Source organism: Actinomadura sp. KC345 (genome assembly GCF_004348515.1).
Classification (GTDB): domain Bacteria; phylum Actinomycetota; class Actinomycetes; order Streptosporangiales; family Streptosporangiaceae; genus Spirillospora.
On the sequence record NZ_SMKH01000063.1, the window covers coordinates 1 to 22,626 of the forward strand.

21 protein-coding genes are annotated in these 22,626 nt (G+C 74.2%); 4 read left to right on the forward strand and 17 right to left on the reverse strand.

Features of this window, described 5'->3' with window-relative positions:
* The coding region (locus tag E1281_RS13330) for a hypothetical protein (RefSeq protein WP_131877882.1) at window positions 1–799 on the reverse strand (799 nt) is incomplete at its 3' end.
* Window positions 800–876: 77 nt separating this feature from the next.
* On the opposite strand from E1281_RS13330, the gene E1281_RS13335 reads away from it, so the two are divergent.
* Window positions 877–1,320 (forward strand): pyridoxamine 5'-phosphate oxidase family protein, encoded by a 444-nt coding sequence (locus E1281_RS13335; protein ID WP_131877884.1) that lies wholly within the window; start codon window positions 877–879, stop codon window positions 1,318–1,320.
* On the opposite strand, the gene E1281_RS13340 is transcribed toward E1281_RS13335, so the two are convergent.
* From E1281_RS13340 to E1281_RS13375, 8 genes are all read right to left on the reverse strand, one after another.
* The gene (locus tag E1281_RS13340) at window positions 1,317–2,276 is read right to left on the reverse strand and encodes an LLM class F420-dependent oxidoreductase (RefSeq protein WP_131877886.1); all 960 of its coding nucleotides are present in this window, start codon (window positions 2,274–2,276) and stop codon (window positions 1,317–1,319) included. The genes E1281_RS13335 and E1281_RS13340 overlap by 4 nt on opposite strands.
* A 19-nt stretch (window positions 2,277–2,295) precedes the next feature.
* The gene (locus tag E1281_RS13345; RefSeq protein ID WP_131877888.1) at window positions 2,296–3,072 is read right to left on the reverse strand and encodes an enoyl-CoA hydratase/isomerase family protein; all 777 of its coding nucleotides are present in this window, start codon (window positions 3,070–3,072) and stop codon (window positions 2,296–2,298) included.
* A gap of 12 nt (window positions 3,073–3,084) precedes the next feature.
* Window positions 3,085–4,188: an acyl-CoA dehydrogenase family protein gene (locus tag E1281_RS13350; protein WP_131877890.1), complete on the reverse strand. Its 1,104-nt coding sequence runs from the start codon at window positions 4,186–4,188 to the stop codon at window positions 3,085–3,087.
* The gene (locus E1281_RS13355) at window positions 4,185–5,270 is read right to left on the reverse strand and encodes an acyl-CoA dehydrogenase (protein ID WP_131877892.1); all 1,086 of its coding nucleotides are present in this window, start codon (window positions 5,268–5,270) and stop codon (window positions 4,185–4,187) included. The genes E1281_RS13350 and E1281_RS13355 overlap by 4 nt, the downstream gene beginning before the upstream one ends.
* Complete coding sequence (locus tag E1281_RS13360; RefSeq protein WP_131877894.1) at window positions 5,267–6,151, reverse strand: enoyl-CoA hydratase/isomerase family protein; 885 nt, start codon at window positions 6,149–6,151, stop codon at window positions 5,267–5,269. Before E1281_RS13360 ends, E1281_RS13355 begins: the two co-directional genes overlap by 4 nt.
* Window positions 6,148–7,761, reverse strand: a complete 1,614-nt coding sequence (locus tag E1281_RS13365) for an AMP-binding protein (protein WP_165958904.1) — start codon at window positions 7,759–7,761, stop codon at window positions 6,148–6,150. The genes E1281_RS13360 and E1281_RS13365 overlap by 4 nt, the downstream gene beginning before the upstream one ends.
* Window positions 7,762–7,790: 29 nt before the next feature.
* Window positions 7,791–9,386, reverse strand: a complete 1,596-nt coding sequence (locus E1281_RS13370) for an AMP-binding protein (RefSeq protein ID WP_165958905.1) — start codon at window positions 9,384–9,386, stop codon at window positions 7,791–7,793.
* Window positions 9,387–9,621: 235 nt separating this feature from the next.
* Window positions 9,622–10,776 (reverse strand): acyl-CoA dehydrogenase family protein, encoded by a 1,155-nt coding sequence (locus tag E1281_RS13375; RefSeq protein WP_131877900.1) that lies wholly within the window; start codon window positions 10,774–10,776, stop codon window positions 9,622–9,624.
* Window positions 10,777–10,913: 137 nt separating this feature from the next.
* Here E1281_RS13375 and E1281_RS13380 point away from each other — a divergent pair, with 137 nt between their 5' ends.
* Both E1281_RS13380 and E1281_RS13385 read left to right on the forward strand, forming a co-directional pair.
* Window positions 10,914–11,801, forward strand: a complete 888-nt coding sequence (locus E1281_RS13380) for a CoA transferase subunit A (protein ID WP_165958906.1) — start codon at window positions 10,914–10,916, stop codon at window positions 11,799–11,801.
* The gene (locus tag E1281_RS13385) at window positions 11,798–12,604 is read left to right on the forward strand and encodes a CoA-transferase (RefSeq protein ID WP_131877904.1); all 807 of its coding nucleotides are present in this window, start codon (window positions 11,798–11,800) and stop codon (window positions 12,602–12,604) included. The genes E1281_RS13380 and E1281_RS13385 overlap by 4 nt, the downstream gene beginning before the upstream one ends.
* A gap of 14 nt (window positions 12,605–12,618) precedes the next feature.
* Here E1281_RS13385 and E1281_RS13390 read toward each other — a convergent pair whose 3' ends face one another.
* Both E1281_RS13390 and E1281_RS13395 read right to left on the reverse strand, forming a co-directional pair.
* Window positions 12,619–13,383: an enoyl-CoA hydratase-related protein gene (locus E1281_RS13390; protein WP_131877906.1), complete on the reverse strand. Its 765-nt coding sequence runs from the start codon at window positions 13,381–13,383 to the stop codon at window positions 12,619–12,621.
* A complete protein-coding gene (locus tag E1281_RS13395; protein WP_131877908.1) occupies window positions 13,380–14,264 on the reverse strand; it encodes an SDR family NAD(P)-dependent oxidoreductase in 885 nt (294 codons plus the stop codon). Before E1281_RS13395 ends, E1281_RS13390 begins: the two co-directional genes overlap by 4 nt.
* Window positions 14,265–14,352: 88 nt before the next feature.
* On the opposite strand from E1281_RS13395, the gene E1281_RS13400 reads away from it, so the two are divergent.
* Window positions 14,353–15,576, forward strand: a complete 1,224-nt coding sequence (locus tag E1281_RS13400; RefSeq protein ID WP_131877910.1) for an acetyl-CoA C-acyltransferase — start codon at window positions 14,353–14,355, stop codon at window positions 15,574–15,576.
* Between the two features lie 50 nt (window positions 15,577–15,626).
* Here the strand turns inward: E1281_RS13400 and E1281_RS13405 are convergent, their stop codons facing one another.
* From E1281_RS13405 to E1281_RS13430, 6 genes are all read right to left on the reverse strand, one after another.
* Complete coding sequence (locus tag E1281_RS13405; protein ID WP_165958907.1) at window positions 15,627–17,252, reverse strand: AMP-binding protein; 1,626 nt, start codon at window positions 17,250–17,252, stop codon at window positions 15,627–15,629.
* A gap of 63 nt (window positions 17,253–17,315) precedes the next feature.
* On the reverse strand, window positions 17,316–18,479 hold the full coding sequence (locus tag E1281_RS13410; RefSeq protein ID WP_131877914.1) for an acyl-CoA dehydrogenase family protein: 1,164 nt from the start codon (window positions 18,477–18,479) through the stop codon (window positions 17,316–17,318).
* Window positions 18,479–19,495: an acyl-CoA dehydrogenase family protein gene (locus E1281_RS13415; RefSeq protein ID WP_165958908.1), complete on the reverse strand. Its 1,017-nt coding sequence runs from the start codon at window positions 19,493–19,495 to the stop codon at window positions 18,479–18,481. The genes E1281_RS13410 and E1281_RS13415 overlap by 1 nt, the downstream gene beginning before the upstream one ends.
* 88 nt (window positions 19,496–19,583) lie before the next feature.
* Window positions 19,584–20,528 (reverse strand): TIGR03619 family F420-dependent LLM class oxidoreductase, encoded by a 945-nt coding sequence (locus E1281_RS13420; protein WP_165958909.1) that lies wholly within the window; start codon window positions 20,526–20,528, stop codon window positions 19,584–19,586.
* A complete protein-coding gene (locus E1281_RS13425; RefSeq protein WP_131877920.1) occupies window positions 20,525–21,484 on the reverse strand; it encodes an acyl-CoA dehydrogenase family protein in 960 nt (319 codons plus the stop codon). Before E1281_RS13425 ends, E1281_RS13420 begins: the two co-directional genes overlap by 4 nt.
* A complete protein-coding gene (locus tag E1281_RS13430; RefSeq protein WP_131877922.1) occupies window positions 21,481–22,620 on the reverse strand; it encodes an acyl-CoA dehydrogenase family protein in 1,140 nt (379 codons plus the stop codon). The genes E1281_RS13425 and E1281_RS13430 overlap by 4 nt, the downstream gene beginning before the upstream one ends.
* Window positions 22,621–22,626: the final 6 nt, after the last annotated feature.

Sequence of the window (22,626 nt, forward strand, 5' to 3'; positions counted from 1 at the left end):
GGACCCACCCGCCCGAATCGCCGTCGGGGCGCAGGAACGCCACGTGCTGGTAGCCCTCCGAATGCCTCGGCGCACCGACGACCACGGTCGCCGCTCCCAGCTCACAGGCGACGTCCCGCGGGACGTCGCGATCCGGGCCCGCGACCCGGATCGCCCGGACGTCCGGCCGCCTCATCGCGTTGTGGACCTGCAGCGCCGCCAGCCGCCCGCCGGGCACCGCATCGGTGCGGGCGGCGTACAGGCCGGAGTCGTCCTGGAACACCGCGTGGACGCGCGTTCCGGCGCGGACGGCGGCGCTCGCGAACGGGCTCCGGCTCGACCACGCCTGGCCGGAGACCCGATGGATCACGCCGCCCACCCCGAGCGTGCCGGTGAGGCGGTGCGCCTGGGCGGCCACCGCCGCCCCGCCTCCGGTCGCGTCCACGAGCCGGGCCGGCGGCGCGAGCGGCGCGAGCGCGACGTCGAGGACCAGGGGGATCCGGCCCGTCCGCCGGGGCCGCACGGCCCCGCGCACCTCCGAGGGCTCCCCCGCCTCCCGGGCGCCGACCGCGAACCGCAGCGCGGAGCGACCGGCGGCCTCCGCGGACGACATGTCGAAGCCGTTCCGGCCGCCGCCCGGACCCGCCTCGGCCCACAGGGTCTGACCGGAGTCCAGGAAGGCCACCACACGGGCCGTCCGGGCCCGCCCCTCCCCGCGGACGGACACCGAGATCACGGCGCCCGGCTCCGCGCACACGAACACCCAGTCGCGGTGCGGGGCGGCGGTCTCCGGTTCTTCGCAAGGGGCATCACGCAGCATGCGGTCCAGGTTACCGACTAACCAGTCGGCTGGCTACAATCCCAGGATCCACCCCACGAGGAGAGACGGGACCGCGCATGGGCATCTCACTGAGCCCCGAAGAGCGTCAGGAGCTGTTCGGCACGCACGGCGAGGCGGTCCTGGCCACGAGGGGACCGGGCGGGACGCCGCTGCCCCTGCCCGTGTGGTACGTCGTCCTGCACGGCGAGATCTTCGTCAGGACGCCCAGCCGCGCCAAGAGGCTGCGGCACATCGCGCAGGATCCGGCCGTCGGCTTCCTCGTGCACGACGGCGTGCGGTGGAGCGAGCTCCGGGGGGTGCTGCACACGGCGAAGGCGGAGATCGTCTCCGACGCCGGCACGGTGACGGCGGTCAGGCGGGCCCTGGCCGAGCGGTTCGCCGACAGGCTGCCGCCGCCGCTCCCCGGCCCGGTGGCCGAGCGGTACGACGACTCGGTGATCCTGCGCGTCGCACCGCTGCGGGAGCCGGTCTCCTGGGACAACCGCAAGATCAGGGTCTAGGCGCCGAGCGCGAGCGCCCGGCGGCGCACGGCGACCGGATCGGCGCCGATCACCGACACCACCGGCACCGTGACGCCGGCGTCCACGTAGGCCGCGATCCCGGCCCGGACGTCGTCCTCGGTGCCGGTGAGGAACAGCTCGTCGATCAGCGAGTCCGGCACGGCGGCCACGGCGCCGCGCCGGTCGCCCGCCCGCCAGCACCGCCACATCGGCTCCAGCGCAGGCCCGCGGCCGAGCCAGCGGTGGTAGGCGCCGTAGACGCCGGTGCTCAGGTAGGCCGCCACGAGCGGCCGCGCCAGGTCGCGGGCCGCGCCGGCGTCCTCCGCGCAGACGGTGAACAGCCGCGCCACGACCTCGGCCGCGGGATTCGCGTCGAGCACGAAGGGGAGCACGGCGCGCACGTCGCCGGCGCTCAGCCAGTTGAGGATCACGCCGTCGCCCTCCTCTCCGGCCAGCCGGAGCATGCGCTCCCGGAGTGCGGCGACCAGGATCCGGGGCCGGTGCGGGGGCGTCCGCCCCAGGCGGAAGCCGTCGACGCGGACGGTGTCCGACGCGAACGTGACCCGCTCGCCCTCGAAGGCCCGCCGCAGGAACCGGATCGTGTCGCGCACGCGGCTGTAGGGCCGCTCGAACTCCGCACCGTGCCACCGGGTGACCATGTTCTGGCTGGAGGCGCCGATGCCGAGGCGGACCGGCCCGGCGCTCAGCTCGGCGAGGCCGAGCGCCTGCATCGCCAGCAGCGCGGGGCTGCGGGCGAAGACGCCCGCGATCGACGTCCCGACCCGGAGCCCGGGCTGGGACAGGGCCGCCACCGTCAGCGGGGCGAACGCGTCCGCGGCGGTCAGCTCGCTCGTCCAGACGTCGGTGTACCCGGCCGCGACGACGTCGCCCAGGATTCCGGGCAGCGCGCCGAGGGGCTCCTCGCCGATCGGAAGGGTGAGCCCGATCCGCCTCATGGTCCGGCTTCCACCCGCCTCAGTCCCCCGCCCAGCGCGGCGCCCGCCGCTCGGCGAAGGCGCGGGGGCCTTCGGCCGAGTCCGGGTGCCGCCAGTGGTCCATGACCGCCTGCCACCCCTCCTCCATCGACGCCCGCAGGAGCCTCGCCTCCAGCGACCGCAGCGCCCCGCGGGTCGCCGCGACGGCCGCGGGCGAGTTCGCCGCCACCAGAGCGGCCAGCTCGCGTGCGCGCGGGAGCAGGTCCGCGTCGGGGACGACCTCGCCGACCAGGTCGCACGCCAGCGCCCCGGCGGCGTCGAGCCGCTCGCCCCGGCCGAGGAGGGCCAGGCGCATCAGCCGCGGGACCGGGACGCGGAGCGCCAGCGAGACCGGCTCCAGCGCGCTGACCTGCCCCACCGACACGTGCGGGTCGACGAACGCCGCGGACTCGGACGCGATCACGATGTCCGCGTCCGCCACGAAGTGCAGGCCGCCTCCGGCGCAGATCCCGTTGACGGCCACGATCACCGGCACGCTCAGGTGCGGTCCGGGAAGGAACGCCAGCTCGTCGTCCACGCCGGCTCCCCGGGGGGCGCGCTCGCCCGCCAGGTCGCCCACGTCCGCCCCGGAGCAGAACGCGCGGCCGGTCCCGGTGAGCACCACGACGCGGACCGACCGGTCCCGCGCCGTGCCGCGCCACAGATCGGTCAGTTCACCGGTCATCGTCCGGTCGAACGCGTTCATCCGGTCCGGGCGGCGCAGTGCCACGTGCAGGACGGGCCCGTCGGCGTGCACATCGATGGTCTCGTAGCTCATGGTCGTGCCCCTTCAGCGGTTCCGCGGCAGCCCCAGGACGCGCTCGCCGATGATGTCGCGCTGGATCTCCGACGTCCCGCCGTAGATCGTGGCGCCGAGCGACTCGATGCGGTCCTCGATCAGCTGCGGGTCGGTGAGCCCCCCGAGGCCCGCCGCCTCCATCGCGAAGCGGGTGGCCCGCTGCGCGGTCTCCGACCCGAACGCCTTGAGGATGAGGAACTCCGGGGCCTCCCGGCCGGCCATCCGCTCGAAGACGCTGCGGAGCCCGGTGAACCGGATCGCCTCGGAGTCGGCCAGGAGCCGCCCGAGCCGGGTGAGCTGCTCGTCGTCGAGCGCGCCGCTCCGGAGCAGGGGGTCCACGGCCTGCTCGATCTCCAGCCAGTTGCCGACCCAGATCATGTCGCGCTCGTGCTCCAGGCTCTCCGACGCGACGCGCCATCCCTCGTTGAGCGGGCCGAGGAGATTCCCGGCGGGTATCCGGACCTCGTCCAGGAACACCTCGCAGAACGCGTCGACCGAGTCGGCCGCGCGTGGGATCGGCCGTATGTCGACGCTCGGGGAGTGGAGGTCGAGGATGAGGCACGAGATCCCCGCGTGCCGGCGGGCGCCGGGGTCGGTGCGCGCGTAGAGCGTGGCCCATCGGGACTGGTGGGCCTGAGTGGTCCAGATCTTGGCGCCCGTGACGACGAACTCCTCCCCCTCCCGCCGCGCCTGGGTCCGCATGGAGGCCAGGTCCGAGCCGGAGCCGGGCTCGGACATCCCGAGCGCCCACCACTCGTCGCCGCGCAGAACGGGCCGCAGGAGCCGGTCCCGCTGCTGCGGCGTGCCGAACCTGCGCAGCCCCGGCGCGACCACGCCGACGCCCTGGACGTTGTGGATGCGCGGGACCCGGCGCCGTGCGCCCTCGATCCGCACCGAGAGGGCGTCGCCGGGCGCGAGCGAGCGGCCACCGAGGCCCGGCTCCCAGTCCGGCACCAGCCAGCCCGCCTCGAACTGGGCGACCTGGAAGTCGGTGCGGAGCCGGTCGTCGTGCCGGTAGTGGTCCACGCGCTCGGCGTAGTCGCCGGGCAGCACGCCGGCGAGGAAGGCGGAGTACTCGGCGAGGACGTCGCTCATGCGGGCACCCCGCACCGCGCCGCCACGGCCCGCCGGTAGCAGACGGCCGCCGAGCCCAGGAAGGGCGCGGTCTGCTGAGCCCGCCGGAAGAACAGGTGCGCGTCCGACTCGAAGGTCATCCCCATCGCGCCGAGCACCTGCACGAGCGCGCGGGAGGCGTCGACCGCCGCCTCCGACGCCGCCGCCTTCGCCAGGAGCGACAGCTCGGTCCCCGAGGGCGCGGACGCCCCCGCGAGCGCGACGGCCGCCGCCCGGGTGAGCGACCGCGCGCGTTCCACCGCGACGTACACGTCGGCGAGCCGGTGCTTCACCGCCTGGAACGCACCGATCTTCCTGCCGAACTGCTCGCGGTCGAGCGCGTGGCGCACGGCCCGGTCCAGCGCGCCCGCCGCCGTTCCGGTCAGGTCCGCCGCGACGGCCGTGCGCGCGGGCGCCAGCACGGTGTCGAGCGGCCGCGGGTCGTCGGCCCGCGCCAGCGCCGGCGCCTCCCAGGTGTCGAAGACGGCCACGGGCCGGCTCGGGTCCACGTGCCGGTGGACCTCGGCCGGGGCGAGGGACGCGGTGTCGAACTGCGCGACGCTCACCCCCTGCTCGCGCGGCACCACGACGGTGAGCCGCTCGGCGAGGGCGCCGTCGAGGACGACCAGGCGCCCGGCGGAAGGACGTCCCGGTCCTCCGGCACTGCCCGCCACCCCGAGCGCCGCCGGGCGGGCCGGGTCGAGCGGGAGCGCCCGACCGGCGTGCGACAGCGTCTGCAGTGACATCACGGTGGACAGCAGGGGCGCGGGGACGAGCACCTGTCCCGCTGCTTCGAGCAGCGCGGCCGTGTCCGCGAGCGTCCCGAGGCCGCCCGCGGACTCGGGCAGCCCGATGGAGGTGTAGTCGGCGCCGGACACCTCGGTCCAGGCGCCCCCGGGCTGCGACCCGCCTTCGAAACACCCCCGGACGGCCTCCAGCGGGAGTTCGCCCGCGAGGTGGCGCCGCACCGTGTCGGCCAGCTCGCGGCGCTCGTCGGTGAGGACGAGGTCGCGCCACGAGTCGAGCACGCTCCCCGTCCACCGCTCCTCGGTCGCCGGGCTCATGGACGCACCTCCTCGGCCGCGCCGGGCCGGGCGCGGCGTCCGCTCGCGAGCCGCTCGGCCAGGGCGTCCATGGCGGCATGGGTGTCCGGATGGTCGAACAGGACGAGGTGGCTGGCGTACTCGGCCCGCAGCTGGTCCGCCATGCCGTCGGCGAACGAGGCGCGGAGCAGCCGCTTGGCGGCCAGGACGCCGAGCGGCGGCATGGCGGCGATCCGGGCCGCCAGCTCCATGGCGCGCTCCAGCAGCTCCTCGTCGGGCACCACCTGGGAGACCAGCCCCATCTCCCGCGCCTCGGACGCGTCCAGCACGCGCCCGGTGAACAGCAGCTCCGCCGCGGCCGACAGGCCGACGACGCGCGGGAGCAGCAGGCTGATGCCGAGCTCGGGCGAGAGCCCGATCGGGGCGAACCCGGTGCCGAGCCGCGCCGAGGCCCCCGCGATGAGCACGTCGTGGAGCAGCGCCACGCCGAAGCCGCCGCCGACGGCGGGCCCGTTGACCGCCGCGATCGTCGGCTTCTCCAGGGCCCACATCCGCCGCGTCCAGCGCCCGGCGTTGCCGAGCAGGTCGGCGCTGCGCTGCCGTTCGGTGAGCGGCGGCAGTCCCGTCTCGCCCCCGATGAGGTTCCCGGACAGCAGCTCGCGGGCGGGCGGCCGCTCACCGCCCGCCAGCTCCGCGGCGTCGGCGCCGACGCAGAAGCTGTCGCCGGAACCGGTCGTGACGACCACGTGGACGCCGTCGTCGTCCGCCGCCTCGCCGAAGGCCGCCGCGAGGTCGCGCAGGACCGTCCCGCCGATGGCGTTGTGGCGGTGCGGGCGGTTCAGCCGCACCAGCATCACGTGGCCGTGCCGCTCGACGAGCACGTCCCCGTCCCGCTCCGTCATGCCGAGGCCCCCTCGGGCCGCCGGTCGTGGCGGCCGGCGACGAGCCCGAGCCCGTGAAGGTCCCACATGGCGCCGGTGACGCCCTCGTCCCGCAGGACGTGCTTCATCACGCGGCTCAGCGCGTTCACCGGGAGTTCGGCCCGGACGTCGACGTACCGGGGCACGGCGAAGTACGGGACCTCCCAGCGGACGAACTCGAAGAACCCCTCGGGCGTCAGCTCCGCCCCCTCCTCCAGGACGACGCTCGCCTTGATGTCCTCGTCGCCCACGGCCGCCGGGACCCCGGACACGGCGACGTCCCTGACGGCGGGGTGCCGCCGGATGGTGTTCTCCAGGGCGAGCGCGGAGACGTTCTCGCCGCGGCGGCGCAGGACGTCCTTCTTCCGGTCCACGAACGTCACGCAGCCGTTGGCGTCCATCCGCCCGTGGTCGCCGGTGTGGTGCCAGAGGTTCCGCCAGGTCGCGGTGGTGATCTCGGGTTTGTTCCAGTAGCCCGCGTACATCGCGTTGGGCACCTTGGGCCGGACGACGATCTCCCCGGCCTCGCCGAGCGGCACCTCGTCGTCGGCGTCGTCCACGATGCGCACGTCGAGGAGGGGGGAGACGAGTCCCGACGTCGCCCGGTCCCGAAAGCCGTCGGGCGCGCTGTTGGTGATCGGCACGCACTCGGTCTGCCCGTAGCCCTCGGACATCACGGGCGTGCCGAAGCGCTCCTCAAAGGCGCGCTGCTCGGGCTCCCCGAGCGGGACCCACACGGCGAGACGGAACCGGTGGGCGTCGTCGTCGGGCCTTGGCGGCTGCGCCAGCAGCATGTGGGCCATCGGCCCGACCCCCACGAGCAGGCTGGCGTCGTCGGCCGCCGCTTCCGCGACGAACGTCGAGGCGTGGAACTCGGGGGCGATGCTGATGGTCGCGTCGTTCACCAGCGCGGACATGAACGCGACCATCTGGCCGCTGGTGTGGAACATCGGGAAGCCGGTGAACATCCGGTCCCCCGGGACGACCCATCCGCGCAGCCCGTAGGCCCTCCCGACCGCCACGTAGTAACCGGAGCTGAGCATGCAGCCCTTCGCGGCGGCGGTGGTCCCGGAGGTGTACATGATCGAGAGGAGGTCGCCGGGCGCGGACGCGTGCCCCGGCCCGCCGCGTCCGGACAGCAGGTCGCCGTACGGCATCGTCCCCGCCTGCGGCTCGTCCACCAGCACGGTGTGCCGGATACCGGTCGCGCCGAGCAGGCCGCGCGCGGCGTCGTAGCCGCCCTCGTCGGTCACCAGGACCGACGCACCGCAGTCGTTGAGCTGGTAGGTGAGGAAGTCGCCCTTCAGGTAGTAGTTGAGCGGCACCTGGACCACGCCCAGCCTGGCGGCGGCGAGCATGATCTCGACGGTCTCGATGCGGTTGGGCAGGAGGGTGGCGACCATGTCGCCGGGTCCGAGGCCCAGCCGCGTGAGACCCGCCGCGAGCCGGTCGGTGCGGTCGTCGAGTTCGGCGAAGGTGCGCCGCTCCGGGCCGCAGCGGACGAACGGGCGGTCCGGTTCCGCCTCCAGCCGTCGCCGGAACTCCGCGTCGACCGTCGTCTGGGTCAAGGCCGCCGCACCGTAGTCGTCCACGGTCACTCCCTGGTCTCTGGCCCGGTCGCTCACCGGCGCGAACTCTTGTCGATGGTCAGCCCCAAGTTCTGGAAGTCCACCGTGCCGGGCGCGTTCCAGTCCTCGCGGAGCTTGTGCTTCTGGACGCGGCCCATGGCGTTGACGGGCAGCTCGTCCATCACCTCGACGTACCGCGGCACGGCGTAGTACGGGAGGTTCTCGCGGAAGTACTCGAACAGCTCCTCCGGAGAAGGGCCGGCGCCCGGCTCGAACACCAGGCACGCCTTGATCTCGTCCTCCGACAGCTCGGACGGCGCCGCGTGGACCGCCGCCTGGGCGATGCCGGGGTGCTGGACGATCGCCGTCTCCACCTCGACCGAGGACACGTTCTCCCCCCGCCGGCGGAGGGCATCCTTCTTCCGGTCGACGAAGTGGAGCGTGCCCTCCTCGTCGAAACTGCCGAGGTCGCCGGTGTGGTGCCACAGGTTCCGCCAGGCGTCCGTCGTGGCGGCCTCCTTGCGCCAGTACCCGGAGAAGATCGAGTACGGTTCGAGCGGCCTGACGACGATCTCCCCCACCTCGCCGGCCGGCAGCACGTTGTCGCCGTCGTCGACGACCTGGACGTCCAGCCAGGGCAGTGCCTTGCCGCAGCTCGGGCGGTCCCGCCCCTCCCGGACGCCGTCCATCGTGGCGGGCAGGACCTCGGTCTGGCCGTAGCCCTCGGCCAGCACGCGAACGCCGAACCGGCGTTCGAACTCGTGCTGGGGTCCGGGAGCCATGGGAATGAAGACGGCCCGCTCCAGCGCGTGGTCCCTGTCCGCGTCGCGGGAGGGCGTGGCCAGGAGGGCGGCCCCGATGGCCCCGACGCCCCACAGCTGGGTGGCGCCGACCTCCCGGGCGCGGGCGATCAGGGTCGAGGCGCTGAACTCGGGTTCGAAGGCCACCCGGCACCCCGCGACGAGCGCGTCCATGAGGGCGCTCAGGCCGAAGCCGTGGTAGAGCGGCAGGGTGGTGATCGAGGTGTCCGACGGCTTGAACCACCCGAACTTCATGTGCGCCTTGGGCATGTGCAGGAAGTAGCCCTGGTTGATCATGCAGCCCTTGGGCAGTCCCGTCGTCCCGGAGGTGTAGAGGATGCTGAGCAGGGAGTCCGGGGTCGGGCTCGGCCACGCCGGCTCCGGGGGCCCGGCCAGGTCCTGGTACGCGACGACGTCGGTGTCGGTGTCGGTGTCGGCGCCGGTGTCGTCGAGCGCCACGACGCGGGTGTCCATCCCCGAGCCCGACACCAGCCGGGTCGCCATGTCGAGCGCCGCGGCGTCCACGACCAGGACGCTCGGGTCGGCGTCGGCCAGCTGGTAGCGGAGGAACTCTCCCTTCAGGAACACGTTCAGCGGTACCTGGACCGCCCCCAGCTCGGCGCACGCGAAGAACAGGTCGATCGCCTCCGGCCTGTTCGCCATGATCGAGGCGACCCGGTCGCCGTGCGAGACGCCGAGTCCGTGCAGGCCCGCCGCCAGGCGGCGCGCGCGGTCCTGGACCTCGGCGACCGTCATCCAGTCGCCGCCGGCCGCGGCCAGATGCGCGTCCGGGTCCGCCGCCACGCGCGCGGCCAGTTGCGCGGGGATCGTCGTGACCTCGCCAGCCACCGCACCCTCCTCTGCCAACCAGTTGGTTGGGTTACCCTAACCCAAATCCCAAGGGCCGCCAAGAGTCGGCCGTACGACGTTTGCCTCTACCTGCGCGATCACCCGTAGCTTGTTGATCTCAGGCATAGTCAACCGACTAGTCGGCGGATATTTTGGCGGTGTGAAACCCGTCCGTGCGCCGTACCCGAGCGGATCCTCTGACGCGGCACGCGGCTCCCGGCCCGGCCTTCCGGCGTCAGTACGAGCGCGGCAGGCCCAAGGAGTGCTGGGCGACGTGGTTGAGCACCATCTCCCGGCTCACCGGGGCCGACCTCATCAACCGGGTCAGCCCCCACAGGTCGCCGATGCCGTACTCGCTGGCGAAGCCGTTGCCGCCGTGGACCTGGATCGCCTGGTCGAAGGCGGCGAGCGCCGTGTCGGCGGCGGCCAGCTTGACCACGGCGGCCGCCTCGCCGGCCTCGGGCAGCCTGCGGTCAAACAGCCACGCCGCCTTGTGGGTCATCAGGCGGGCGAGTTCGAGCCGGATCTTCACCTCCGCCAGCGGATGGGCGACTCCCTGGTGCGCGCCGATGGGCAGGCCCCAGACATTCCGCTCCCGCGCGTAGCCGACCGCCTTGCCGATGAAATAGCGGCTGAGCCCGTTGGCCTGCGCCGCGACGTTCACCCGCTCCGGGTTGAGTCCCGAGAACACCTGCCGCAGCCCCTGGTCGGGCACGCCGCCGACCAGCCGCTCCCCCGGGACGGCCACGTCGTCCAGGTGCACCGAGAACTGCTGGTCAGGCTCCTTGATCTCCATGGGGATCGGCCGGTACTCCAGCCCCTCGGCGCCCGTGTCGACGATGAACATCGTCAGCAGGCCGCGTCCGCGGTCGTCGGTCCCGGTACGGGCGACGACGAGGACCGCGTCGGCGACGTCCATGTTCGTGATGTACTGCTTGGCTCCCCGGAGCACCCAGCCGTCACCGTCCCGCCGGGCCGCGGTGGACAGGTTCGGCGCGTTCGAGCCGGCTTCGGACTCGGTGATCGCGAAGGCCATCCTGAGCGTGCCCGCGGCGAGTCCGGGCAGCCAGCGCTCCTTCTGCTCCTCGGTGCCGAACTCGTCGATGATCGGTCCGCACATGCCGGCGACGATCAGGTGGATCAGCGGGCACCCCTGGGCGGCCAGCTCCTCGATCACGATCGCCGTCTCGCGGATGCCTCCGCCGCCCCCGCCGTACCTCTCGGGCAGGTTGACGGCGCCGAACCCGTTGTCGAAGACCGCCGCCCACAGCTCGTCGGCGAACCGCTTCTGTCGCGCGCAGCGGGCGAAGTAGCCGTGTCCGAACTCCGCGCCGATCGAGGCCACCGCCTCACGGATCGCCGCGTGCTCGGCCGTCTCCTGGAAGTCCATCAGCCCGCCCCTGTTGACCGGTGTGCAGCGTCGGGAGTACTTTGCCAGCCAACTGGTTGGTTGGGAAGAGGGAGGCCGATGTCTCCGGACGACATTCCGCCGGGGCGCGCACGACGGCCCGGCACGGAGGACCGCGGGTGATCGAGAAGCTCGCAACGGCCGAGCAGGCGATCCGTCTCGTCCGGGACGGGGACGTGGTCGGCCTCCAGTCGGGGCCGACGCAGTGCGCGCCGATGGCCCTGGTGCGCGAGCTGATCCGCGGCGGGGCCCGCGACCTGCACATCGTCAGCCTGAGCGGCGGCATCGCCCTGGACTGGCTGGTCGCGGCGGGCGCCGTCGGCCATGTCACGTTCGCGGCCGCCACGATGGAGCACTTCGGCATGTGCCGGCGGTTCCGCCGGGCGGTCGAAGCCGGTGCGGTCGGCGTGGAGGAGCTGTCGGAGACCGCCCTCCTGGCCCGGCTGGGCGCCGCCGCCCGCGGCCTGCCGTTCCTGCCCACGGCCGGGATGATCGGGACCGACCTGCTGAGCGTGGGGAACCCCGCGGTGAAGGTCGTCCCCGATCCGTTCGGCGGGCCGCCGGTGGTCGCGTGCGCCGCCCTGCGCCCGGACGTCGCGCTCCTCCACGCGCACCGCGCCGACAGGTTCGGCAACGTCGCCGTGGACCCGGGCCCCCGCCACCCCATGACGACGCTCCTCCCCCGGGCGGCCCGGCGCGTGGTCGTCACCGTCGAGGAGATCGTCGACACCGACGAGCTCCGGAAGGCCCCCGAGCGGACCGTTCTCCCCTCCTTCCTGGTGGACGCCGTCGTCGAGGCACCGTACGGCGCCCATCCGACCTCGCTCTTCCCCGCCTACGACCACGACGCCGAGTTCATCCGGTCCTGGGTCGGCGCTGCCGGCGACGAGCAGGGCGCCGCGCGGTTCCTCGACCGCGTCGTCCGCGGCGCCGCGACGCACGGCGACTACGTCGCGATGATCGGGCCCGAGCGCCTCGCCGGCCTCGGACCGTGCGGCGCGCGATGAGCGACCGCCCCGCGGAGGACTACACGGTCGACGAGCTGATGGTGTGCGTGCTCGCCGCCTGCTTCCAGGACGGCGACCAGGTGCTCAACGGCATCTCGTCGTTCATCCCGGTCTGCGCCGTCGAGCTGGCGCGCCGGACCCACGCGCCGGACCTGGTGTGGATCGCCGGGGGCTCGGGGGTCTCGCCGCGCTCGCCGCGCCTGACGGCCTCGACGTTCGAGTGGCCGCTGTGGCGGGACCCGGTGATGTACGTCGACGCCGCCGCCGAGCTGTGGGACTGGGTGGCCGACGAGCGGCTGCTGCGCACGTTCTGCGCGGGCGCCGCCCAGATCGACGCCTACGGCAACGCGAACAACAGCGTCATCGGGTCCTTCGACCGGCCGCGGGTGCGGCTGCCCGGCACCGCGGGCCTGGGGGACATGGGGTCCCTCTCGAAGCGGATCGTCTACTGGCTGACCGACCACGGGCCGCGGACGCTCGTCGAGCGGGTGGACTTCGTCTCCGCGGCCGGCTACCTGGGCGGCGGGGGCGAGCGCGGGCGGCTCGGGCTCGGCGGCGGTCCGGAGCTGGTGGTCACGAACCTGGCGGTGCTCGACTTCGCGCCGGCCTCCGAGCGGATGCGGCTGCGCTCGGTGCATCCCGGCGTGTCCGTCGAGCGGGTGCTCGCCGCCACCGGGTTCGAACCGGTCCTCCCGGAGGAGGTCGCCACGACGCCGGTCCCGACCGTCCGGCAGGTGGACCTCATCCGGCGCGTCATCGACCCGGAGGGCTACCGCAAGCGGGGCCTCCGCGCGCCCGCCTGACCCGCTCCAGGGCTTCAGCGGCCGCGGAAGACGGGCGCCCGCTTGGCGGCGAAGGCGGCGAAGCCCTCCGCGACGTCCTCGGACGCCGACGCGATCGCGGCCGCGGCCGCCTCCGCGTCGAGCTGGTCGTCGAACCCGTTCGTGGACGAGGCGTCGAGGAGCCTCTTGGCGAGCCGCTGGGCGATCGGCGGGCCGGCGGCGAGGGTGCGGGCCAGCGACTCCGCCGTGGCGTGCAGCTCGGCGGCGGGGACGACCTGGCCGGCGATCCCCAGCGCGAGCGCCTCGGCGGCGCCGACCGGCTCGCCGGTGAGCACCAGCCGCCTCGCGGCCTGCCGCCCGACGATGCGCGGCAGCAGCCAGGAACTCCCGAAGTCCGGCACCAGGCCGCGCTTCACGAAGACCTGGCAGAAGACGGCGCTGTCCGCGGCCACCACGATGTCGCAGCCCAGCGCGATGCTCATCCCCGCGCCGTACGCGGGCCCGTCGACCGCCGCCACGATGGGCTGCGGCAACCGGTGCAGCGCGCGAGCGGCCTCGTGGATGCGTTCCATGAGCGCCAGGATCGGCTCGTCCGGAACGGTCTCGGCCAGATGGGCGCCGGCGCAGAACGCGGAGCCCGCGCCCGTCAGGAGCACCGCGCGATCCGACGGCGTCCGGGCGATCCGGGCCAGCTCGGCGCCGAGCCGGTCGAACTCCTCGGGGGTCAGGGCGTTGCGCCGCTCGGGCGCGTTGAGGACGATGCGGACCAGTCCGCCGTCCCGGCCGACGTCCACGCTCATGCCGCACCGCCGCGGGCCCGGGGCATCTCGACCGCCTGCGAGGGGATGCTCCACGACGTCGTGTCCATGATCGCCGCGAGGTTCTCGGCGACGTCCTCGACCGTGGCGCCGGGGTCGGTGTAGCCGTCGGTCACCGCGATGAAGTTGCGGGCGAACCGGCCGGCGACCGCGTGAAAGATCTCACCGGTCACGGTGCACGACTCGTGGCACAGGTAGGCGACCATCGGGGCGACCCGGTCCGGCGACATCTCGTCGTGGAGATCCTCGGGCAGCATCCCGGCCGTCATGGCGGTCGCGGCCCCCGGGGAGACGAGGTTCACCTTGATCCCGTAACGCGCGCCCTCCACGGCGAGGGTGCGGCCCAGTCCCACCATGGCCGCCTTGGCCGAGGCATAGTTCGCCTGGCCGAGGTTGCCGAACAGCCCCGCCACCGACGTCGTCATGACGACACGGCCGTACTCCTGCTCCCGGAAGAGGCCCCACGCCGCCTGGGTGAGGTCGAAGGTCCCGTGGAAGTGGACGTCGAGAACGTCCTTGAGTTCCTGGTCGCTCATCTTGAGGAAGGAGCGGTCGCGGACGACGCCGGCGTTGTTCACCACGATGTCGAGGCGGCCGAACGCGTGAAGTGCCGCCGTGACCGCGCCGGCGGCGGCTCCGGGCTCGGCGACGGACGCGTCGTGGGCGATCGCCGTGCCGCCCGCGGACTCGATCTCCTCGGCCAGGACCGCGGCGGGCGTCCGGCCGGTGCCGTCCTCGCGGTCGATGTCGTTCACCACGACCTTGGCTCCGCGCGCGGCGAGCAGCCGCGCATAAGCCCGGCCGAGACCGCCACCGGCACCGGTCACGATCGCCACGCGGTCGTCGAACCTCAGTTCCGTCATCACTCACTCCTCGGCGTGCCGCGGCCGGACGACCGCTGGTCAGCGGAAGTATAGCCAACCGACTAGTCGGGTGGGTACAGTCGCCTCCATGAAGAACGCCGTGATCGTCGACATCGTCAGGACGCCCCGGGGCAAGGGCAGGCCCGGAGGGGCGCTCTCCGCGCTCCATCCGCAGGAGCTCCTCGCCGGGGTGCTGGGGGAACTGCGGAAGCGGACCGGGCTCGACCCCGCGGAGGTCGCGGACGTGATCACCGGGTGCGCGAACGCGGTGGGCGTCCACGGCGACAACATCGGCCGGCTCTCCGTGCTCGCGGCCGGATGGCCGGTCGAGGTGCCCGGCATGACGTTCGACCGCGCCTGCGGCTCGGGCCAGCAGGCCGTCAACTCGGCCGCCATGATGGTCGAGGCCGGTCAGGCCGACGCCGTGGTGGCGTCGGGGGTCGAGATGATGTCGCACTACCCGCCCCCTTCGCGCATGACCCTCGACGGGGGCAACGAGCGCCTTCGCGAGCGCTACCCCATCATCCCCCAGGGGATCTCGGCCGACCTGATCGCCGCCGTCGAGGGGTTCGGCCGCGCCGACGTCGACCGGTTCGCCGCGGAGTCGCAGCGCAGGGCGGCCGCCGCGATCGCCGAGGGGCGCTTCGCCGCCTCGATGGTCCCGGTCGCGGACGCCGCCGGACGGGTCGTCCTCGACCGCGAGGAGTTGCCGCGGGACACCACGCTGGAGGCGCTGGCGGCCCTGCCCGCGTCCTTCGAGCGGCTCGGCACCGCCGGCGTCGAGGGCTACGACCGCAGCTTCGACGCGATGGCGCGCGAGGTTCATCCGCAGGCCGGCGAGATCACGCACGTACACCACGCCGGCAACTCCTCGGGGCTCGCCGACGGCGCGGGCGCCGTCCTGGTGACCGGCCGGCGGTACGCGCGCGAGCGGGGGCTGCGGCCGCGGGCGCGCGCCGTCGCGACGGCGACGGCCGGCGCGGAGCCGGTCATCATGCTCACGGCGCCCGGCCCGGCGGCCGAGCAGTGCGCCCGGCGCGCCGGGATGTCGCTGGACGACATCGACCTCTTCGAGGTCAACGAGGCGTTCGCGTCGGTAGTGCTCCGGTTCGCCCGGGAGACCGGTGTCGGCCTCGACCGGATCAACGTCAACGGGGGCGCGATCGCGCTGGGCCACCCGATCGGCGCCAGCGGACCGATCCTGCTCGCCACCTTGCTCGACGAGATGGAGCGCCGCGACCTGTCCACTGGCCTCGTCACCATGTGCACGGGCGGAGGCATGGGCACGGCCACCATCGTCGAGAGGCTCTGAGTCCCGCCGCGCGGGGTCGCCGGGACTCGGACGAGTCCCGGCGACCGGCGTCAGGACGCCCGCCCGCGGTGCGCTTCGGCGAGGCTCCGCGCGGCGCCGTAGTCGGCCTTGCCGTTGGGCCCGCGCGGGACGACGTCGACGAAGACCACGACCTTCGGGGCCTTGTAGCCGGCGAGCCGCGCCTTGACGTGCGCGACCACGTCGTCCGCACCGACCGACCTGCCGGGCTCCAGGCTGACGATCGCCGCCACGGCCTGCCCCCACTTCGGGTCGGGGACGCCCGCGACGAGGACGTCGGCGACCGCCTCGTGGTCGAGGATGACGCCCTCGACCTCCTCGGTGAAGATCTTCTCCCCGCCGGAGTTGATGCAGAGGGAGTCCCGGCCCATCAGCTGGATGGTGCCGTCCTCCAGGACGAGCGCGTGGTCGCCGGGGATCGCCGAGCGGACGCCGTCGATGACCGGGAAGGTGCGCTCGGTCTTGCCGGGGTCCTTGTAGTAGCCGAGCGGCAGGCGGTCGCTCACGACCAGCCTCCCGACCACTCCGGAGCCCGGGGCGACCGGCCGGCCGTCCGGGTCCAGCACGCGGAGGTTTGCACCCGGGGTGAACCGCCCGGTCGGCGGGACGTTCCCCCGCGTGGCCACCGACCAGCCCATGCCGAACCCCTCCGAGGACGAGAAGCCGTCCAGGATCGAGGCATGCGGCCAGTGCTCCAGGAGGGCCCGCTTGCTGGCCTCGCTCAACATCCCGCCCGAGGTGAGGACGTGGCGGACGGAGGTGCTGTCCCACCGGCCGGGCTGCTCGTCCAGCGTCGCGAGGATCGTGTGGGCGAAGACCTCGCCCGCGATCGTGAGGCTGCCGACGCCGAGCCGGTCGATGAGGTCGAGCAGTTCCCCGGCGTCCAGGTTCGGCCGGACGAGCGAGCCGACGCTCCCGCCCTGGTGCATCGCGATGGCGGCCCCGAACCAGCCGCTGCCGTGCATCATCGGGCTGCAGGAGACGTGGACCGGCCCCGGGCCGTTGACGGCGGCCCGGATGGCGGCGTCCGCGTCGTCCAGGTCGAACGAGATCTCCGCGACATCGTTGATCTGGCGGAGCATGTCCTCCACCCGCCACATCACGCCCTTGGGCATCCCGGTCGTCCCGCCCGTGTAGAGCAGGAACAGGTCGTCGCGGCCGCGCCCCCAGGGCGAGCGCACGGCCCCTCCCCCGGAGCCCACCGCCTCCTCGTATGGGACCGCCCACTCCGGGCACGGATCGGTCCCGTCGTCGACGTGGAAGAACCGGCGCAGCCGCGGCGAGGCCCTGCGGATGGACTCCAGCCTCTCGGTGAAGGACCCGTGGAAGACCACCGAGGTCACGTCGGCGTCGTCGAAGAGGTAGCGGAGCTCCTCGTCCCGGTAGCGGTAGTTGGTGTTGACGGCCGGGATTCCGATCTTGAACGCGGCGTGCTGGACCTCCATGTACTCCGGGCTGTTGCGCAGGTAGAGGGCCACCCGGTCGTCCCTGCCCGCGTCGGCGTCGAGCAGGGCGGCGGCCAGCCCGTTCGCCCGGCGATCGAAGTCGGCCCACGAGAAGGTGCGATCGCCGTGCACCTGGGCCGGCGCCTCGGGGATCTCCTCGGCGACGGTCTCCCAGACCGTCGCCGGGTTCCAGTCGAACTCCGACGTACCCACCCGAGCCTCCTCGTGAGTTGACGTGACGCCGAACGAACACGGCCGCGCCGACATGCCCGGCCGCTAGCCCCCGGTGGGGCGCCGCCCCCGCGGCAGCCCGAGCCGCTGCTGGGCGATGAGGGTGAGCAGCACCTCGGAGGTGCCCCCGTAGATCGTGGCTATCTGCGATTCGCGGTACAGGTGCTGGAGCTCACCGCCGGCCGCCGCGCCGGCGGCGCCGCGGTTCGGCAGCCCCCGGACGCCGGTCGCGTCGAGCAGCGACCGACTCTCGCGAAGCAGCGCCTCGGTGCCGTAGACCTTGGCCATCGTCCCCTCGACGGCGCCCGCCCCGGCGCTGGAGCGGGACCAGGACGCCCGCACCCCCAGCAGTCGGGCGACCTCGGCGGCGGCGACGGCGCGGCCGAGCCGGGCGTGGAACCCGGCCCCGGCGGCGGCGTCCCCGTCGCGGCCCCAGGTCACCGCGGCCGTCACCAGCCGGCGCAGCTGCGCCGCGAACTCACCGCCGCGCTCGAAGGCGAGGGCGACGTTGACGATCTCCCAGCCCTGCCCTTCCCCGCCGACTCGCGCTTCGTCGCCGACGCGGACGTCGGAGTAGTAGGTGACGTTGGTGCGCTGGCCGCTCAGCGTGAGGATCGGCGCCACCGAGAAGCCCTCGGCGGTGGTCGGTACCAGGAAGAGCGTAAGGCCGGCGTGCTTGGGCGCGTCGGCGTCGGTACGGGCCAGGAGGAAGACGTGGTCGGCCTCGCCGGCGAGCGTCGTGAAGATCTTCTGGCCGTTGATCACCCAGCCGGCTCCGTCGCGGGTCGCCCCGGTGCGGACCGAGGCCAGGTCGGACCCCGAGCCGGGCTCGGTGTAGCCGAGGGCGAGCAGCAGCTCCCCCCGGCAGATCGGCGCGAGCAGCCGCCGCCGCTGCTCCTCGGTGCCGACGCGCCGGACGGCCTCCCCCACGATCTGCGTGATCGCGAGCCCCTCGGTCGGGGCACCGGCCGAGGCGAGCTCCTCGTAGATGACGTCGGTCCTGGCGCGGTCCCAGCCGCGGCCGCCCTCCTCGACGCGCCAGTGCGCGCCCACCCATCCCCGGGCGGCGAGGGCCGAATGGAACTCGCGGTCGTGGTAGTCGCCCGTGGACGCGACGCGTTCGAGCACGTCGGCGGTGAGGTGCTCGCGGACGAAGCCGCGCACCTCCTCCCGGAGCGCTTCCGCCCCGGCGTCGGCGGCGAAGTCCATCAGCCCGCCCTCCTCATGGCCGCAGCGCCGGTCGACGCCCAGATCGCCTCGGGGTCGCCGCCCTGGAGCTGGAGCGCCTTCGCCCGCCGCAGGTAGAGCTGGGCGTCGTACTCCAGCGTGTAGCCGTAGCCGCCGTGCACGTGGAGGCACGCCTCCGCGGACCGGACGGCGGTCTCGGCCGCGTGGGCGAAGGCGGTGTCGGCGGCGTCGCGCCACCCCGCGTCGCCCTCGTCGTGGCGCCACGCGGTCTCGCGCACGAGCAGCCGCGCGCCGTCCACGGCCATCACCGCCTCCGCGAGCAGGTGCTGGATCGCCTGGAAGGTTCCGATCCTGACCCCGAACTGCTCGCGCGTCCCGGCGTAGTCCACGGCGACGGCGAGCGCCCGGTCCGCCACCCCGGCCAGCGCCGAGGCGGTCCCCAGGCGCCACCAGCCGAGCCCGGTGCGGAAGAGGTCCCGCGCCTCCTCGCCGCGCGCGAGAACGGTCCGCTCGACGGCGGCGCCGCCGAGCCGCCGGTCGGCGCAGGCCAGGAAACCGAGATCACCGGTCGGCGCGGGCGGCGGGCCCTCCGCGAGGACGAGGTCGCCGCCGTCCAGCGCGACCACGCCCCGCGCCGCCGCGCCGCCCGGCACCAGCACCGCGGTGCCGGCGACCGCCGGCCGCGGGCAGAGGACCACCGGGGGCCCTCCCGCCGGGGCCGGCGCGGGCCGCGCCTCCCGGCCGTCCACCGCGGCGAGGAGCATCGCCGCGGAGGCCGCCTCGACGAGCGGCGCGCACGCCAGGTGCCGCCCGGCGGCCTCGGTCACGAAGGCGAGGTCGAGGAGGCCGCCGGTGGCGCCGTCCGTTCCGGGGACGGCGATCCCGACGGCGCCCGTCTCGACGAGGACCTTCCACAGCGCCGGGTCGAAGCCCGCGTTCTCCACGGCGCGCACCCGCTCGACGGACGACTCGCGTGCGAGCACGCGGTCGAAGGCCGCGGCGGCGTCGCGTTGCTCCGGAGTCGGCTCCAGGTCCACCCGGACCTCCCTGTCTCGGTCTTCCCGCAGCGTACGGCGGGGTGCGTTCCGGCCTGTATACCCAACCATATGGTCGGTTGGCAAGAGTTCAACCGACGGCGCCGGCGAATTCGCGGACCATCTCGTCGAGCATCGAGCGCGCCTCGTCGTACCGGTGCGGGACCCGCAGCAGGGTCCGGAAGTCGGTGACGCCCTGCTCCGCCAGCGCGCCGGCCGCGGCGAACATGGCCGGGTAGTCGATCCGGCCGCCGGACCGGAAGGCGTTCGTGAGCGGGTAGGCGACCTGGACGCCGCCGAAGTCCCCGCCCTCCGACTCCACCAGCCTCCGCATCTCGCGGAGGGCGCTCCCGAAGTCCCCGGCGGTGACGCCCCACGGGATCCAGCCGACGCCGTGGCGGACGATCCGGCGCGCCACGACCGGCCTGACGGAGCCGCCGATCCACACCGGCACGCCGCTGGCCCGCACCGGCTTGGGCATCATGTGCACGTCCGCGAAACGCACGTGCCGGCCCTCGAAGGCGGCCACCGGGCTGGTCCACAGCTCCCGGCAGGCGGCGAGCAGTTCGTCGAGCACCTGCCCCCGCTTCGAGAAGTCGACGCCGAGGGCACGGTATTCGGCCTCCTGCCACCCGATGCCGACGCCCAGTTCGAGCCGTCCCCCGCTGAGCGCGTCGATCGTGGCGGCCACCTTGGCGAGCAGGACCGGCGGCCGGAGGGGCGCCACCAGGACGTTGGTGGCGAGCCGGACGCGCGACGTGACCGCCGCGAGGGAGGCCAGCACGGTGAGCGACTCCAGCCAGTCGCCGTCGGGGCCGGTCGGCTGGCGGCCGCCCGCCCTGCCTCCGCGACCGGGGTCCCCGTACGCGCCGAGGTCGGGGCCGAACACGACGTGGTCGCTGACGAAGACCCGGTCGAGCCCGGCGTCCTCCGCGGCGCGGGCCTGGTCCAGCACGTGGCGCCAGTCCTCCGGGGGCGCGGCGGCGTAGTTGCGTATCCCCAGGGTGAGCTGCGGGGCCGCCCGCTCCCCGGTCACCGGCGAGGCACGTCGAACGTGCCGCGGAAACCGTGCCGGTTGACCGCCTCCAGGAGGAGCGAGCGAGTGCGGCTCAGGCTCGACGGACGCAGCAGCGCCGGGGTCAGGTGCCGGTCCAGGACGGTGAGGTCGTGCTCCTCGCAGAGCCCGATCGCGCCGAACACCTGGTGCGCGTGCCGCAGCACGGAGTCCGCCGCCTCGGCCATCCCGAGCCGCAGCGCGAGGGCGTCCGCGAGGGTCGCGCGGCCCCGGTGCACCTGGAACCAGGTGTAGGTCGCGAGCTCGTCGAGACCGTCCATCGCGACGGCGATGTCGGCCAGCCGCCACCGGATCTCCCCGAACCGTCCGATCGCCTTGCCGAACTGGCGGCGCGTCCCCGCGTAGCCGGCCGCCTGCAGCGCGACCGTCTCCAACGCGCCCACCACCCAGAAACCGTCGAGGACGAACGACATCTGCAGCGCGCGGTCGGGCAGCGGGTCCGCGCCGGCCGGCCCGCCGACCTCCACCGGGACGCCGAAGGGGTCGAGGGGCGCCCGGCTCCGGGGGCCCGTGCGCGACGCGGCCCGGGGGCGCGGGTCGCCGCCCACCGGCACCGCCCCGGCGCGCTCGAACAGGTCGGCGTGGTCCAGGTGCGAGACCGGGCCGTCGACGACGTACAGCGCCTGCCAGCTCTCCCGCCACGCGACGGGAACGGCGAGGACGCGGGCCACCGGCCACGGCGCGACGACCGCGCCGCACGCCCGGACGGCGAGCATCGCCGCCTCCGACTCCTCCGCGTCGCCGAGCGGATCGAGGTCCAGCATCCCGACCGACTCCAGCGCCGGCAGCAGGTCGCCGCCGCGGACCTCCGGCCTCTCCTCGGCCGACCGCGCGATCTCGACGCCGCCGTGATCGGCCAGCACCGCGCGCACGGCGTCCCGCAGGGCGAGTGCCGCCGGCGCCCACTCCCTCTTCACGACGCGTCCTGCATCAGGGAGCGCGCGACGAGCATGCGCTGGATCTCGATCGTGCCCGAGGCGATCGTGGCCGAGCGCGCGTACCGGTAGACGTCCTCGGCGCGACCGAGCAGGCCGCCGCCGTCCGGCCGCAGCCCCGGTGCCCCGAGGGCGTCCAGGACGAGCCCGGCGACCTCCTGGTCGAGTTCGATGGAGGCGATCCGCGCACCCGACGCGATCCTGTCGGTGAGCCCGCCGGACTCCCGCCGGGCGACGGCCCGGTGGTTCAGGAGCCGCGCCGTGCGGGCGTGCACCAGGGCGGTGACGAAGTCCTCGCCCAGGCCGCCGGCGGCGGTGGCGTCCACCGCTCCCAGCTCGGCGAGCAGCCGCTCGTCACGCGCGTACCTCGGGATGCCGATGCGCTCGTGGCCGAGGACGAACCGGATCACCGCCCAGCCGTCGTCGACCTCCCCCAGCACGTCGTCCGGGGTGACCCGCACGTCATCGAAGAACACCTCGTTCAGGTGCTGCGGACCCATGATCGACGCGATCGGGCGCACGCCGATCCCGGCACGGTCCATCGGGACGAGGAAGATCGTGATCCCCCCGGTCTTCGAGCGCTCGCGGCTCGTGGTGCGGGCGGCGAGGAAGCACCAGTCGGCGAGCGTCGCGTACGACGTCCAGATCTTCTGGCCCCGGACGAGCCAGCCGTCGCCGTCCGGGACCGCCGGCAGCGACAGCGACCCGAGGTCGCTGCCCGACTCCGGCTCGCTGAACCCCTGGCACCAGACCACCTCGCCGGCGGCGATCGGGCGCAGGTGCCCCTCCTTCTGCGGCCCGGTCCCGAACTCCATGATGGTCGGGCCGACCCAGCTGAGTCCCATGTACTGCGCCCCGCGAGGCTCCAGGTGCGCCCACATCTCCTCGCGGAGCACCGCCGACTCCCACAGCGTGGCTCCCGCGCCGCCGTACTCCTCCGGCCAGTCGATGGTCAGCAGGCGCTCCGCGACCAGCCGGTCGATGACCCGGCGGGTGACGAGCCGGACGCGCGGATCCTCGGAGAACGGCCCCGCCCAGTCGTCCGGAAGGAGCTCGCGGAGGATCGCGCGCAGTCGTGCGCGCAGCTCCTCGGCCCGCTCGTCCATCTCCACGTCCACGCCCCT

Excerpts from the sequence above, each read along its gene's own strand:
- E1281_RS13340 (WP_131877886.1), bottom strand. The coding sequence starts at position 2,276 with ATGAGGCGGATCGGGCTCACCCTTCCGATCGGCGAGGAGCCCCTCGGC.
- E1281_RS13385 (WP_131877904.1), top strand. The coding sequence starts at position 11,798 with ATGAGCGACCGCCCCGCGGAGGACTACACGGTCGACGAGCTGATGGTG.
- E1281_RS13355 (WP_131877892.1), bottom strand. The coding sequence starts at position 5,270 with ATGAGCCCGGCGACCGAGGAGCGGTGGACGGGGAGCGTGCTCGACTCG.
- E1281_RS13335 (WP_131877884.1), top strand. The coding sequence starts at position 877 with ATGGGCATCTCACTGAGCCCCGAAGAGCGTCAGGAGCTGTTCGGCACG.
- E1281_RS13360 (WP_131877894.1), bottom strand. The coding sequence starts at position 6,151 with ATGACGGAGCGGGACGGGGACGTGCTCGTCGAGCGGCACGGCCACGTG.
- E1281_RS13375 (WP_131877900.1), bottom strand. The coding sequence starts at position 10,776 with ATGGACTTCCAGGAGACGGCCGAGCACGCGGCGATCCGTGAGGCGGTG.
- E1281_RS13395 (WP_131877908.1), bottom strand. The coding sequence starts at position 14,264 with ATGACGGAACTGAGGTTCGACGACCGCGTGGCGATCGTGACCGGTGCC.
- E1281_RS13350 (WP_131877890.1), bottom strand. The coding sequence starts at position 4,188 with ATGAGCGACGTCCTCGCCGAGTACTCCGCCTTCCTCGCCGGCGTGCTG.
- E1281_RS13400 (WP_131877910.1), top strand. The coding sequence starts at position 14,353 with ATGAAGAACGCCGTGATCGTCGACATCGTCAGGACGCCCCGGGGCAAG.
- E1281_RS13390 (WP_131877906.1), bottom strand. The coding sequence starts at position 13,383 with ATGAGCGTGGACGTCGGCCGGGACGGCGGACTGGTCCGCATCGTCCTC.
- E1281_RS13410 (WP_131877914.1), bottom strand. The coding sequence starts at position 18,479 with ATGGACTTCGCCGCCGACGCCGGGGCGGAAGCGCTCCGGGAGGAGGTG.
- E1281_RS13345 (WP_131877888.1), bottom strand. The coding sequence starts at position 3,072 with ATGAGCTACGAGACCATCGATGTGCACGCCGACGGGCCCGTCCTGCAC.